The organism is Xanthobacter pollutisoli, assembly GCF_040044995.1.
Lineage (GTDB): Bacteria > Pseudomonadota > Alphaproteobacteria > Rhizobiales > Xanthobacteraceae > Xanthobacter.
The window spans coordinates 39,260-52,576 of record NZ_JBDZDP010000012.1; the positions used below are offsets into that span (position 1 = coordinate 39,260).

At 63.0% G+C, this 13,317-nt stretch carries 12 protein-coding genes; 5 read left to right on the forward strand and 7 right to left on the reverse strand.

All coding sequences use genetic code 11. The annotated features are described in order from the left end of the window. Positions 1-285, forward strand: coding sequence for a DUF2274 domain-containing protein (locus ABLE93_RS19385; protein WP_348841483.1), 285 nt, complete (start codon positions 1-3; stop codon positions 283-285). Here the strand turns inward: ABLE93_RS19385 and ABLE93_RS19390 are convergent. From ABLE93_RS19390 to ABLE93_RS19420, 7 genes are all read right to left on the reverse strand, one after another. Continuing rightward, the gene (locus ABLE93_RS19390; protein ID WP_348841484.1) at positions 239-1,156 is read right to left on the reverse strand and encodes a LysR family transcriptional regulator; all 918 of its coding nucleotides are present in this window, start codon (positions 1,154-1,156) and stop codon (positions 239-241) included. The two genes, ABLE93_RS19385 and ABLE93_RS19390, sit on opposite strands and share 47 nt — an antisense overlap. A gap of 186 nt (positions 1,157-1,342) precedes the next feature. After that, positions 1,343-2,842, reverse strand: a complete 1,500-nt coding sequence (locus ABLE93_RS19395; RefSeq protein WP_348841485.1) for a tripartite tricarboxylate transporter permease — start codon at positions 2,840-2,842, stop codon at positions 1,343-1,345. A 13-nt stretch (positions 2,843-2,855) separates the two neighbouring features. Continuing rightward, positions 2,856-3,317, reverse strand: coding sequence for a tripartite tricarboxylate transporter TctB family protein (locus tag ABLE93_RS19400; protein ID WP_348841486.1), 462 nt, complete (start codon positions 3,315-3,317; stop codon positions 2,856-2,858). A gap of 213 nt (positions 3,318-3,530) precedes the next feature. Then, the gene (locus ABLE93_RS19405; RefSeq protein WP_348841487.1) at positions 3,531-4,352 is read right to left on the reverse strand and encodes an IclR family transcriptional regulator; all 822 of its coding nucleotides are present in this window, start codon (positions 4,350-4,352) and stop codon (positions 3,531-3,533) included. A 48-nt stretch (positions 4,353-4,400) separates the two neighbouring features. Continuing rightward, the gene (locus ABLE93_RS19410) at positions 4,401-5,261 is read right to left on the reverse strand and encodes an oxidoreductase (RefSeq protein WP_348841488.1); all 861 of its coding nucleotides are present in this window, start codon (positions 5,259-5,261) and stop codon (positions 4,401-4,403) included. A 25-nt stretch (positions 5,262-5,286) separates the two neighbouring features. Next, positions 5,287-6,735 carry an NAD-dependent succinate-semialdehyde dehydrogenase gene (locus tag ABLE93_RS19415; protein WP_348841489.1) on the reverse strand — a complete coding sequence of 483 codons (1,449 nt, stop codon included), beginning with the start codon at positions 6,733-6,735 and terminating at the stop codon, positions 5,287-5,289. Positions 6,736-6,777: 42 nt separating this feature from the next. Next, positions 6,778-7,809: a Bug family tripartite tricarboxylate transporter substrate binding protein gene (locus ABLE93_RS19420; protein ID WP_348841490.1), complete on the reverse strand. Its 1,032-nt coding sequence runs from the start codon at positions 7,807-7,809 to the stop codon at positions 6,778-6,780. A gap of 51 nt (positions 7,810-7,860) precedes the next feature. On the opposite strand from ABLE93_RS19420, the gene ABLE93_RS19425 reads away from it, so the two are divergent. From ABLE93_RS19425 to ABLE93_RS19440, 4 genes are read left to right on the forward strand one after another with little or no spacing between them, the layout of a single operon-like run. Next, positions 7,861-9,114: an acyl-CoA dehydrogenase family protein gene (locus tag ABLE93_RS19425; RefSeq protein ID WP_348841491.1), complete on the forward strand. Its 1,254-nt coding sequence runs from the start codon at positions 7,861-7,863 to the stop codon at positions 9,112-9,114. Beyond that, positions 9,111-10,187, forward strand: a complete 1,077-nt coding sequence (locus ABLE93_RS19430) for an acyl-CoA dehydrogenase family protein (protein WP_348841492.1) — start codon at positions 9,111-9,113, stop codon at positions 10,185-10,187. The genes ABLE93_RS19425 and ABLE93_RS19430 overlap by 4 nt, the downstream gene beginning before the upstream one ends. A gap of 8 nt (positions 10,188-10,195) precedes the next feature. Further along, on the forward strand, positions 10,196-12,310 hold the full coding sequence (locus ABLE93_RS19435) for an acetate--CoA ligase family protein (protein WP_348841493.1): 2,115 nt from the start codon (positions 10,196-10,198) through the stop codon (positions 12,308-12,310). Next, a complete protein-coding gene (locus tag ABLE93_RS19440; RefSeq protein ID WP_348841494.1) occupies positions 12,307-13,092 on the forward strand; it encodes an enoyl-CoA hydratase/isomerase family protein in 786 nt (261 codons plus the stop codon). Before ABLE93_RS19435 ends, ABLE93_RS19440 begins: the two co-directional genes overlap by 4 nt. Positions 13,093-13,317 lie beyond the last annotated feature (225 nt).

Sequence of the window (13,317 nt, forward strand, 5' to 3'; positions counted from 1 at the left end):
ATGCCGAAGCTGAAACTCCCGGAGTTCCTCGACGAGAAGCCGGTGAAGGTGACCGTCGAATTACCGGCGAAGCTGCATCGCGACCTTTCCGCTTATGCGCAGGTGCTGGGTAGGCAGACGGGGAGCCCGATCACGGATCCCATCCGGTTGATCGCACCCATGCTGGAGCGGTTCATCGCCACGGATCGGGAGTTTGCGAAGGCGCGGCGGCGCAGTGAGGAACCGACGGGGAACACCGCTACGAGTGTGCACTGCCAGGACGGCCCAGCGTCCGAGCGAGGCTGAGCAGAGTCCGGGCGGCAGGATTGTCGTTCTTTGGGGAAGCGACGGCAAAGAAGGGTAGGATCTCTCCGGCGATTGGCCGGTAAATCACACCTGGGATGGAAATGGTGGTCTCTGACGCGAGCATGGGAGCCACACCGCGACGTGAGGCGACAAGACCCAAGAGGCTATAGCGCCCGATGTTCTGGATCAGGAACCGAGGACGGCGTCCAATCTCGTTGAGCCGGAGGCTGAGATACTCGCGGACCTCGTCGCCTGGGCCGCCAGGACGCACCAGAAAAGCCTCGTGCGCGAGATCGCTCCAGCTTAGCTCGCTCCTGGCGCCCAATGGATGCGCATCCCACATCGCGGCGAAAACCTGTTCGCGCCAAAGTTCGTGAGCGTCGTATGGATGCGGCTGTCGGTTCCCGATTGTGAAAGCCAGATCAAGCTGCGATTTGTTGATCAACAGCAAGTGATCCACCGTCGAGCCCTCTTGGAACGAGACCTCGACATTCGGATGCCTGTCGTCGTAAGCCGCGAAGAGCCGCGATACGAAGCCGGAGGCAAGGGACGAGAACAGTCCCACCCGTAAATGACCAGCCTCCGCGCGGCCGATGGCACCCACCTCCCGCGCGCCTTCCTCCAATTGGCTTAACGCCAATCGCGCTCGATCAATGAAGCGCTGGCCAGCCAATGTGAGGATAACGCCCCCGGCATGTCGAATGAATAGGGATGCACCGATCTGGTCTTCCAGATCTCGGATGCGCCGACTGATGGCCGATTCCTGGACCTGAAGACCATCGGCGGCCTTCCGAAAGCTCCCGTGCTCGGCGGCAGCGATGAAAGACCGGAGATGCCGCAGTTCGAAGCGTAATTCGGGTAACTGCTTCACCACCGAAGTTCTGCCGGGTATAAGCAGGTCGATCCATGTAATCGGTAGGAATGAGATCTAGAAGCTCGGGGTGGCGAGATCAATCATCCCCTCCATTTCGTGTCGGGTCTCGATGGCCCGGAACCATGGTTGGCGAAGGTGGCCTTCCGCCCTCCAGAGTTTGAAGCCCGGAGGGCGCGTGCTGTTTCATTCCTGGAATGCTTCCTCTCTTGTCTGCCGGATGGCTGGGATGAGGACGGCGACGAGAGTGATGGCGGCGATGGCGAGGAGCGCTGCGGAGATCGGGTGGGTGAGGAACACCATGGGGTTGCCTCGGGAGATCAGCATGGCGCGGCGCAGGTACTCCTCCAGCATGGGGCCGATGACGAAGCCCAGCAGCAGCGGCGCCGGCTCGCACTCCAGCTTCACCAGCACGTAGCCCAGCACGCCGAACAGCGCCATGGTGTACACGTCCACCGGGTTGTTGTTCACGCTGTAGACCCCGATGCAGCAGAACGCCACGATCGCCGGGAACAGCAGGTGGTACGGCACGCTCAGCAGCCGCACCCACAGCCCGATCAGCGGCAGGTTCAACAGAACCAGCATGAAGTTGCCGATCCACATGGAGGCGATCAGCCCCCAGAACAGGTCCGGCTTCTCGGTCATCACGTTGGGGCCGGGCGTGATGCCCTGGATGATCATCGCCCCGATCATCAGCGCCATCACCGGGTTCGACGGGATGCCCAGGGTCAGCATCGGGATGAACGAGGTCTGCGCGCCGGCATTGTTGGCGCTCTCCGGGCCCGCCACCCCCTCGATGGCACCTTTTCCAAATTCCTTTGGATGCTTGGAGACCTTTTTTTCCAGCGAGTAGGAGGCGAAGGATGAGAGCACGGCGCCACCGCCCGGCAGGATGCCGAGGATGGATCCCAGTGCGGTGCCCCGCAGCACGGGGGCGATGATCCTCCGGAACTCGTCTCGAGTCAGCAGCAGGCTCTTGACCTTGGTGACCAGGAACGATCGCTTGGTCTCGTCCTCCAGGTTGCGGATCACCTCGCCGATCCCGAACATGCCCATGGACACCGCCACGAAGTCGAAGCCGTCGGACAGCTCGGTGAGCCCGAAGGTGAGGCGCGGGGTGCCGGTGTAGACGTCCTGTCCCGACAGGCCGAGCAGCAGGCCGAGCACGATCATGCCCAGCGCCTTGATCATGGAGCCCGAGGCCAGCGTCACCGAGGCGATGAGGCCGAGCACCATCAGCGAGAAGTATTCCGGCGGCCCGAAGGCGAGGGCCACCTCCGCCAGCGGTGGGGAGAGGATGGCGAGCAACACGGTGGCCACCGTGCCGGCGAAGAAGGAGCCGAGCGCCGCGGTGGCGAGTGCCGCTCCAGCACGGCCCTTCCTGGCCATCTGGTGGCCGTCGAGGGCGGTGACCACTGAGGAGCTCTCCCCGGGCAGGTTGATGAGGATGGCGGTGGTGGAGCCGCCATACTGGGCGCCGTAATAGATACCCGCCAGCATGATCAGCGCCGCCACCGGCGGCAGGCCGAAGGTGATGGGCAGGAGCATGGCGATGGTGGCCACCGGGCCGAGGCCGGGCAGCACACCGATCAGGGTGCCGAGCAGGACGCCGATGAAGCAGTAGAGGACGTTCTGCAGCGAGAGGGCAACGGCGAAGCCGAGGCCGAGGTTGTCGAAGAGTTCCATGAGCCGCGCTCCCTCAATAGCCACCGAGCCAAGGACCAAGGAGCGGGATGGGCAGGCCCAGGCCCTTGATGAAGACGAGCCAGCTGAACAGGGTGAAGCCGGCTGCGAGCGGCACGGCAGCCCGCCAGGAGAAGCGATGACTGCCGAGGAAGGCGAGCAGCACGCTCGCGGCCACCGCTGGCAGAAAGCCGAAAGGGCGCATGGCGGCGGCAAAGGTGACGACGGCCAGGACCAGCATCACGAAACCGCGCCAGGCGAAGGTGCCATGGGCCTGCCCGGGTACGCGCAGGCCGATGCCCACCAGCATCACCCCGAACAGCGCCAGCGTCCCCGACAGAGCCATGGGAAAGAAGCCCGGCCCCATCCGCGACGCTGTGCCAATCTGCAATCCGGACGCCTGAAACGCGAAGATCCCCGCAAGAACCACAAACAGAAGCCCACACAATACATTCGTCCGATGCTTGAGCAGAGGCATCGTGAAGTCCTCCCCACATGATTTTGCGCGTATTTATTCTAGGAAGCGCGCCGCGTAGGCTCGCCTTGCGGGCACGAGAACCAGATGTCGACGCGCAGGCAGCCAGGACGGCCCACGATCCTACGCGTGCTCTGCTTCAATCGCGCCTCAGAACCTGAGGCGGCGTTGTCACGGTAATGGTGGCAGTATCGCGGGCGCGCAGCCTCAGTCCGGCTATTCGGAAAGCGATGTCTGAACCAGCCTGTTCATAAGCGCGACCACCTTCTCCACCCGAGGTTCCAGCCGATGCGTGGGGCCGCCGACACCCAGCGCCATGGGCGGCTGGGACCCCTTGGCCGGCAGGGGTATGGCAACTGCGCTCACGCGCTCCGTGATCTGGTCGCTATAGGCGTAGCCGCGCGAGCGAACCCGCTCAACTTCGGCAAGGACAACCTCAAAAGGCACAATGTCAGTGGGGTTTCCCGATCGTGCCTCGATGCGCTTCACCAGCTTGCGGATGCGGTCATTCGTCTGCATCGACAGCAGCGCCAACCCGACGGCGCTGCGGCAGATCGGACGCAGCAAGCCAGGCTTCAGATAGTATCGGAGGAGCTCGCGGGATTGGACAGTGTGAATGTATTGCGCATAGATATCATTCTGCACCGCCAGCATGATCGTTTCGCCGACCTCCTCCTGAAGCTGCGTCATCAATGCAATGATGGCGCCATCCTTGAAGAGCTGCCCTTGGACCCATTCTCCGAGCATCGCGACCCGCATGGTCGGGCAATATTTTTTCTCTGCAGGATCGAAGCTGACGTAATCGAGAGTCTGCAGGCTCTTTAGCAAGGCCAAGGTACTCGACGGCGGATAGCCAAGGTGGTTGGACAGCTCTGTAAGCGAGAGTGGCTCCTGGAACCGGTCGAAGAGTTCCAGGATCTCGATGACACGCCGAGCCGACTTGACCCCCGCACTCTGGCGGTGGGTGTCCTCTTCCTTCGCCCAGGAGCCTGGGTCTCGCATCTGCTCGCTGCCGACTGCGGTTACGCCTCGAGCCATGCTAGCAACTCGCAATGAATTTCTTTGGGTCGACGCCGCCATAGCCTCTCAATCTGACAGGATAGGCGCATCGAACGAGACAGATAGGGCAACCTGGCGCCACGCGTCAAATTCCGCGCGACCCGCTTCGAGCTTGCTGCGAACCCTGTCTAGCGCGTCCTCGCCAAGAGGCAGACGCAACGGCAGAGCATCCATGCGGGCCAGGCGGTGGAGCACATGGCCAAGGCGCTGCGGATCGTTCGGCTGCGTGCCGTCGCGCATCGCCATCCTGCTCTGAGTGACCTCCACCGGCGTTGCGGTATAGGCCTCGATCCGTCGAGCGGGCTTGCGCAGAGAGCTGCCGGCGAAGTGTGTCCGAAATGATCCCGGCTCCAGGATGACCACCCTGATGCCAAAAGGGGCGACCTCCTGAGCGAGGGCGTCGGAAAAGCCCTCGACGGCGAACTTGCTCGCAGCATAGAACGCGAAACCGGCAGATGCGGCGTATCCTCCCAGCGATGATGTGTTGAAGATATGCCCCTTTCGACGCTCCCGCATATGCGGAAGCAGGGCCTTCGTGACCTCGGCGAGGCCGAAGAAATTGACCTCGAACATGGGGCGGTATTCTTCTGCCGAGGTTTCCTCTGCGGCACCTAGGACGCCGAAGCCGGCATTATTCAGCAGGACGTCGATGCCGCCGAACGCACCGATGGCCTCTTCAGTCACCGTCTCGACGTGCACCCTGTCCGTCACGTCCAAGGTGAACCCGCGGGCGCTTGTGGGGAATTTCTCAAGCAATGGCTGGACGTTCGTCACGTCGCGCGCAGTCAGGACAACCTTGTCCCCGCGCTCCAGCATGACCTGAGCGACAGCATAGCCCATTCCCGAGTCGCAGCCCGTGATGAACCAAGTCTTCGTTTCGGCAGTCATCGTTGCTAGTTCCGTCAGCGCGAGGTCAGTTTTCATGCAGGTGGGTGATGGTCTTTGAAACCGTGTAGCAGCGCACACCCTCGACGCCACCTTCGCGGCCGATCCCGCTGTCCTTCATGCCTCCGAACGGAATGCCGCTCGTGGACACCGTCAGGTGGTTGATCGCAACGGCACCGCATTCCAGTTTTTCTGCGATTCGGTTGAGGGGGCTCGCGGCCCGTCCGAACGCATATCCCGCGAGGCCGTACGGCACTGCGTTAGCCGCCGCGATGGCTTCATCGAGGTCGGTGAAGCGGGCGAGACAGGCCAGCGGTCCGAAGGGCTCCTCATGAAGCACGCGTGCTGAGTGCGGTACGTCCGCCAGCACCGTCGGGGGATAGAAATAGCCTGCCCCGCCGGACAGTTCGCCGCCGCAGACGACACGTGCGCCTTGGGTCCGGGCGTCCTTAACGAGTGCATCGACGGCGCGCCGGCGGCGTTCATTGGCAAGCGGGCCTACTGCCACTCCTGGCTCGAACGGCCCTCCAATCTTCAGGGCGCGTGTGGCCGCCGCGAACGCATCCTCGAAGGCGTCGTACACCCTGTCATGCACGAAGAACCGCGTCGGCGCGATGCATGCTTGGCCACCGTTGCGATATTTTGCCGTGACGCAGCGCACAGCTGCTGATTGAACATCCGCATCCTCACAGACTATTACCGGGGCGTGGCCCCCAAGCTCCATCAGCATTGGCTTCATTCGCGCGGCAGCCCGCTGCGCAAGCTGCTTGCCGATCGGTACCGAACCCGTGAACGTCACCATCCGCACTTCCGGTGCGTCGATAAGGCGTTCCGAAACCAGCGACGGGTTGCCAAACAGCAGGTTGATTACGCCAGCGGGAACGCCGGCATCAACAAAGGCCTGCACGACCGCCATTGCACTTGCGGGCGTTTCCTCTGCTGCCTTGACGATGATCGCGCAGCCGGCGGCAAGTGCGCTGCCGATTTTCCTGCACGAGGTCAGGACCGGCGCATTCCACGGTGTGAACGCAGCCACGATCCCCACCGGCTCCGGCACCACGATTTGACGCAGCCCCGGATCGGACGGGACAACACGGCCGTATAGTCGCCGCCCTTCGTTGGCATCCCACTCGACGATATCCGCTGCGCGCAACACATAATTGCGAGCATCGGCGTACGGCGTGCCGAGTTCCCGGGCGGAGAGAGCTGCAATCTCATCGACACGCTTGCGCAAAAGCCGGCAGGCCTCAAGAATGAGATCTGCACGCCGCGCGGGACCGATGCTGCGCCACGCAGACAGGCCGCTCCGGGCGGAGGCAAGCGCCGCATCAATGACGGCGTGGGTGGCTTCCGGAACCTGCCCGATGAGCGTTCCCTCCGAAGGGTCCTCCACATCCAAAAACGAGCGCACCGGGGGATGGCCGAGCGTCCAGGAGCCGTGGATGTGGAAGCGGACTTCAGGATAAGCAAGGGTCATTCGTATACTACCATTATGAAGGAAATCGCGACTCGGAAACTGTCAGAAATCGACGAGAGGAAGGTTCTCCTCTTCCGCCAGCCTTTTCCATTTCTGACCCTCAGTGTCGATCTTTGCCGCAAGTGCCGATGGTGTGTCAGGCAGAGCGACCAGCCCGCTGAACTCCAGCTTGTCACGAACACTCTGCTCCTCAAGCGCGGCATGCAGGCTTTTGGCCAGGGTATCGGCGACCGGAGCGGGAGTTCCGGTGGGCACCATAAGGGCGTTCCAGATCTCCATTTCGAAGCCAGGCACGCCTGCCTCCTGGATAGGGGGCACATCGGGAAGACCGGTGACGCGCTGCCTCCCTGTTACTGCAATGGGAGCCAGCTTACCGGCGGCGATCTGAGGTTTAGCAACGGTCGGAGCCAGAAACGCGACATCGACGCGACCCGTCATTAGGTCGCTGAGTACGGCAGACTGGCCCTTATAGGGGATGATATCGAGCGGAACTCCAGTCAGCTTGTGGAACAGCGCGATCGTAAGTTCATCGACGTGGCCGACGGAAGCAATCGTGAGCGGTTTGTTGCTACTCTTCGCGCGCGAGATTAATTCCACAAGGCTTGCCGGCGCCTTATCGGGGGCGGTCACGAGTACATGTGAGTAGCCGGCGACTGATCCAACCGGCGTGAAGTCCCGCCGCACGTCGAAGGGCATTTCCTTGTAGCGTGCTCCCGCGACCGTCAGCACGCCGTTCGATGCCAGCAACACGGTGTAGCCGTCCGGCTTGCTGGAAACGAGGGCACGCGCAGCGATCATGCTATTGGCCCCAGGGCGGTTCTCAACAACGACAGGCTGCCCAAGCGAACGGCTCATGGCTTCGGCCACGATCCGCGCAGCTTGGTCCGTCGGCCCGCCCGCGGCGAAGCCGACAAGCATGCGAATGGGACGTTGTGGATACTCGTCCGCGGCCGGCGCGCTCACGGGCGAAAAAATAGCAAGAACGGCAAGCGCTTGAATTGCGCTTCTCAACATGGCGGCCCTCCCTGGCGGCTGAAGCCGCACTGAATTCATGCCGGCGTTCGACTGCAGCATGTGGCCGGCATTCTTGCGGCGGGCTCGATATCGAGTCAATAAAATTCAAGAATGAGAAAAAAAAATTTACATATGAAAAAAATAACGCATGATCGGGCATCCGATTCCGACCGCTCATGCGAACAAGGAGCTGCAGCGTTGGTGGGTCATTCAATTCGGTTCGAGCCTCTCCCGCCGCGGCACGAACTCACTGAATTGCGTAGCAAGGTGAGAGCCTTCCTGGCTGAGCAAGAGGCAGGCGGGGCCTACCGTGCCGGTGCTGAGGGCTGGGCAGGCTACGATCCGGCCTTTACCCGGGCGGTCGCTCGTCAGGGCTGGATCGGGATGACCTGGCCGAAGCGCTATGGCGGGCATGAACGCAGCGCAATCGAGCGGCTGGTCGTGACCGAAGAGTTGCTCGCGGCGAGTGCGCCGGTGCGCGCCCACTGGGTTGCAGATCGGCAGAGTGGACCGCTGCTGCTGAAATTTGGCACCGAGGGACAGCGCCAGCGCTATCTGCCGAGGATCGCGGCAGGCGAATGCTTCTTCTGCATTGGGATGAGCGAGGCGGATTCCGGCTCTGATCTGGCGTCTATCCGAACACGGGCGCGACAGGTAGACGGGGGCTGGCGGGTCAACGGCGCCAAGCTTTGGACCAGCAACGCCCATCGCGTCCACATGATGATCCTGTTTGCACGCACCGGTGAGGGGGGTGAATCTCGCCGCGAGGGCGTGAGTCAGTTTCTCGTCGATCTGTCGACGCCAGGAATATCGGTACGACCGATCCGAAACCTTGCGGGTGAAGCCGATTTCAACGAAGTCGTGTTCGACGACGTGTTCATTCCGGACGACATGCTCGTCGGTGAAGTCGGCAACGGCTGGAAGCAGGTCACCAGCGAACTTGTCTACGAACGCAGCGGCCCGGACCGCTGGCTTAGCTCCTATTTCCTCCTGCGCCTGCTGGCCGACCATACGGCGCGCTGCGGGGAGGGAGCCGCCGCCGCGCGCCAGGGTGTTGGCCGCCTGGCGGCCCATTTGTACACCCTTCGTCAAATGGCGGGTTCAATCGCGGGAATGGTGGAGGCCGGCTACCTGCCCAATACCGAAGCGGCGCTGGTGAAGGACCTCGGGACGACCTTCGAGCGAGAGATCCCTGAAGTCGTTCGTATGGTGGTGCCGGAAAGCGAACGCTACGGGCCTGGAGCAGTCCCGGAGCTGGCCAAGTCCCTCGACCATTTGGCCCTGCATGCACCGTCCTTCACCATTCGCGGAGGCACCCGCGAAATCCTGCGTGGAATCATTGCCAAAAGCTTGGGAATGCGATGAGCGACCTGACAAAAATGATAGGCGAGTCAGCGGCGCGCCTGTTTGCTGACACCTGCACAGAACCGCTCCGGCTCCAGGCTGAGGATGGCATCTGGCCTCATGCGTTGTGGGAGCAGTCGGCAGAGCTCGGTCTTACGGCCATTTACCCCGGCGATGACGAGGATGAGCTTGATCTCAGCGCTTTGGCGACGATAGCCGAGGTCGCTGGCGCCCATGCCGTTCCTCTGCCCCTCGTGGAGAACCTCCTGGCCCACAGGGCCCTTGCTGCGGCGAACATGGACGCAGCAACCGGAAAGGGGCCCTGCACCATCGCGGGGCTTGTCTCCGATTTACGTCTCTGCGGAGCGCCGGGTGCATGGCGCCTATCCGGTACACTGATGCGCGTGCCGTGGGGGCGTGACGCGGAGTGCATTGTCGCGGTGGCCGAAAGCGACGGTGGACATCGTACGGTCGCCGTGCGCGGTGCCGGCGTGTCACACACCGATGCAAATTGTGCACGGGAGCCGCGAGACACCTTCGTGTTCGATGCCTGGGCGGTCCCGGACGATGCCGTCAGCGATCCCGGGACAGGGATGGATGCCGCGTCCCTCTATCGGGAGGCTGCGCTTGTCCGGAGCGCGCAAATGGCGGGCGCCATGCAGAGCGTTCTCGATATGACCGTTCGCTATACCCGCGAGCGCGTTCAGTTCGGGCGGGCCATAGGGCAGTTCCAGGCTGTACAGCACCAGGTGGTGGAGATGGCCTCGCAGGCCGCGGCGGCGAAAGCGGCCGTCGAGGCTGCGGCGCTTGTCGGCCGAGGCGGCGCGTTTGAGGCTGCCGTTGCCAAGTTGCGCGCAAGCGAGGCCGCGGGCGCGGTCATCGCCGGGGCCCATCAGGTGCACGGCGCGATGGGCTTCACCTACGAGCATCCATTGCGCTTTCATACCCGCCGGCTGATGGCCTGGCGCGACGAGTATGGATCCGATGCGGAATGGGCCTGCTGGATCGGTGACCAGGTCGCCCGTGTCGGTGGGGATGGCCTTTGGGCCATGATCGTAGCGCCCGAGCACTATCGCGACCTTCAGACGAACTGAGACCACACATGCTCGATCGCTTTTTCAATCCGTCCGGTATTGCGGTGGTGGGTGCCTCGGACAGCCCAGAGAAAATCGGTGGCAAGATCTTGCGGATGTTGCAGCGCCATGGGTTTTCCGGGGGCCTTTATCCCGTCAATCCGTCGCGCCCCAGCGTGGGCGGTCTGCCGGCCTATGCCTCCATCGACGCGCTGCCGGATCCGGTGGATCTCGCCCTGGTCGCGGTCCCGGCGCCCCAGGTGCCCGAGGTCCTGTCGGATTGCGCGACGCGCGGCATACCTGGGGCTGTCGTTTTCAGTTCCGGCTTTTCCGAGACGGGCGAAGATGGGCGGCGTTTGCAGCAGCAAATCGCCGAAATCTGTGCATCGACCGGCATTCGCGTCAGCGGTCCGAATGCCGAGGGCTTCTATACGGTGCCGACTCAGGTCGCGGCCACATTTAGCCCCGGCATCAACATCGACGCCCTACCTCCTTCGGATGTGCAAAACTGTCTGGGGATGGTATCGCAGAGCGGAGGTCTCGGCTTCTCGCTCTATAGCAGGGGGCGCCGGCGAAATCTGGCGTTCAGCCATATTGTCAGCGTCGGCAACCAGGTCGATCTGGAGTGCGTCGACTTCCTCAACTATCTGCTCGATCAACCGCAGGTAAAATGCGTTCTCATGTATGTGGAAAGTCTGCGCGATCCGCAGGCTTTCCTGCGATCGGCGGAACGGGCGGCGCGCATGGGCAAGCCGATTGTGATGGCCAAAGTCGGGCGCTCATCGGCCGGACAGCGGGCCGCGCAGTCGCACACTGGAGCCATTGCCGGCTCGGTCCGCGTCAGCGACGCCGTGCTCGACCACTACGGCGTGCTTCGGGCTGACGACCAGGAGGACATGCTGGATCTGGCGACGGCGCTCGCCCATCAGCCGACAATGCGGGGCAACCGGGTCGCCATCATCTCCACTTCAGGCGGCAGTGGAGTCTGGCTTTCTGACGCCTGTGAGGCGCATGGCTTTGTCGTGCCGCCAATCGACCCCGAGCGACAGCAGTTGCTGCGAATCTTCATCCCCTCGTACGGCTCTACCGACAACCCGGTGGACATCACGGCGCAGGGGGCGGACGGATATGCTCAAAGCCTCAAGGTACTCGGCGACGCGGATTACATCGACGCGTTCATCATCGCCGCATCCTTCGCCCACGAGACACGTCTCAATAGCGAGGGGGAGGACATCGCGCGGGCTGCGAAAGCCCTAGGCAAGCCGGTGCTATTCTATAGCTATTCGCTGCCGTCCGATGGGGCGCTGAATCGCCTGCAGGAACTCGGACTGCAATGCTACACGACGATCACCGGCTGCATCCGGGGTCTCAGCGCACTGCGTCGCTATGAACTGATGCGTCGGGACATTCCCATGCGCTTCGCCGAACCCGCAGCGGCATCGAAGCCAGAGCTTCTCGACGACCTGCTTGAGACCGGTGGCGCGACGCTCTGCGAATACGAGGCCAAGGCTCTGCTGGGTGCTTATGGCGTGGAGGTGCCTCCGCAGCACCTCGCACGCAGCCCCTCTGAAGCCGCCAGCGTTGCGGGGCAGCTCGGCTTCCCCGTTGTGCTCAAAATCCAGTCTCCCGACATTCCCCACAAGACTGAGGCCGATGGCGTAAGGCTTGGGCTGGAGAGCGTCGCCGCTGTGGAAGAGGCATTCACCTCGCTCATCTCGGCGGCGCAGAGCTACGCTCCCGATGCAGATGTCAGGGGCGTCCTAGTCCAGCCCATGGCGGAGCGCGGCGTGGAGATGATCGCGGGCACGCTGCAGGATCGCGATTTCGGCCCGATGGTCATGGTCGGAATGGGCGGCATTTACGCAGAGATTCTTGACGATGTCGCGATAGCCCCGGCTCCGGTCTCCGAGGCGACCGCGAGCCGCATGATCGCGCAGCTGAAGGGTCTGCCGATCCTCGATGGAGCCCGCGGTCGGGATGCTTGCGATCTCGATGCGCTGGCCCGTCTGCTGGTCGCACTCGGACGGATCGCGGTGGATACACGGGGCGAGATCCAGGAGCTGGATGTCAATCCGGTGTTCTTACACCCGCGCGGTCAGGGGGTCACCATTGTGGACGCGCTGGGCGTTAGGAGAGCGGGATGACTGAATTGCTTTATGAGGTGCAGGACAAGGTAGCGGTCATTACGCTGAACCGCCCCGAAAAGCTCAACACCTTCACCACCGAGATGTTGCACGCATGGGCCGATGCCCTGCTGGAATCGCAGCGGCGTGACGATGTCCGCGCGATCGTGGTGACGGGTGCTGGACGCGCATTCTGCGCGGGCGGCGACGTGGGCACGATGGACGATCGTAAGGACGATGGTCCGCTTGCCCGCAAGGTGGGACTACAATCTCGCGTCTACCGCGTGCCCCTGGCCCTGCTTGAGGTGGACAAGCCAGTCCTGGTCGCTGTGAATGGCGCCGCCACGGGTGCCGGCATGGACATGGCTCTGATGGGCGACATTCGCCTCGCGGCGCGCAGCGCCCGGTTCGCCGAGACCTATGTGCGCATCGGCATCATGGCAGGCGACGGCGGAGCCTGGTATCTGCCTAGGCTCATCGGCATGCCGCGGGCGCTGGAGCTGCTGTGGACCGGGCGCTTTGTCGAATCGGACGAGGCGGAACGCATCGGCCTCGTCAACGCCGTCGTCGAGGACGACCTGCTCATGTCCACCACGCTGGAGATGGCAAGCCGCATCGCGGCAGGCCCGCCGCTCGCCATTCGGTTTATGAAGCGCGCCGCTTACCAGGGCGCGACGATGGATCTGCGCTCCCATCTCGACCAGGTTTCCTCGCACATGGGCCTGCTCTTCGCCACGCAGGATCACAAGGAGGCCGTGGCGGCCTTTCGAGAGCGTCGTCCCCCAGTATTCGCCGGCGATTAGAGCTACGACGACGCAATTCACATTGCGATTGGGGCTTTCCGGTCGGCAGAGCCTTGCAGGCGATCACGCCATCTCCCGGATGGAGCAGGACGCATTTGCCTTCAATTTCCAGGTGCGTGCCGGCTCTGCAATCCTCCTGCGGATACGCGGGCAGAATGGCGGCGACGATCGATCAGGGGGCGAAGTATATGGGCCCAAGTTCAAAGCGTTGAAACAAGAATATGA

Excerpts from the sequence above, each read along its gene's own strand:
- ABLE93_RS19385 (WP_348841483.1), top strand. The coding sequence starts at position 1 with ATGCCGAAGCTGAAACTCCCGGAGTTCCTCGACGAGAAGCCGGTGAAG.
- ABLE93_RS19395 (WP_348841485.1), bottom strand. The coding sequence starts at position 2,842 with ATGGAACTCTTCGACAACCTCGGCCTCGGCTTCGCCGTTGCCCTCTCG.
- ABLE93_RS19400 (WP_348841486.1), bottom strand. The coding sequence starts at position 3,317 with ATGCCTCTGCTCAAGCATCGGACGAATGTATTGTGTGGGCTTCTGTTT.
- ABLE93_RS19405 (WP_348841487.1), bottom strand. The coding sequence starts at position 4,352 with ATGGCTCGAGGCGTAACCGCAGTCGGCAGCGAGCAGATGCGAGACCCA.
- ABLE93_RS19410 (WP_348841488.1), bottom strand. The coding sequence starts at position 5,261 with ATGACTGCCGAAACGAAGACTTGGTTCATCACGGGCTGCGACTCGGGA.
- ABLE93_RS19415 (WP_348841489.1), bottom strand. The coding sequence starts at position 6,735 with ATGACCCTTGCTTATCCTGAAGTCCGCTTCCACATCCACGGCTCCTGG.
- ABLE93_RS19420 (WP_348841490.1), bottom strand. The coding sequence starts at position 7,809 with ATGCTGCAGTCGAACGCCGGCATGAATTCAGTGCGGCTTCAGCCGCCA.
- ABLE93_RS19425 (WP_348841491.1), top strand. The coding sequence starts at position 7,861 with ATGAGAAAAAAAAATTTACATATGAAAAAAATAACGCATGATCGGGCA.
- ABLE93_RS19430 (WP_348841492.1), top strand. The coding sequence starts at position 9,111 with ATGAGCGACCTGACAAAAATGATAGGCGAGTCAGCGGCGCGCCTGTTT.
- ABLE93_RS19435 (WP_348841493.1), top strand. The coding sequence starts at position 10,196 with ATGCTCGATCGCTTTTTCAATCCGTCCGGTATTGCGGTGGTGGGTGCC.
- ABLE93_RS19440 (WP_348841494.1), top strand. The coding sequence starts at position 12,307 with ATGACTGAATTGCTTTATGAGGTGCAGGACAAGGTAGCGGTCATTACG.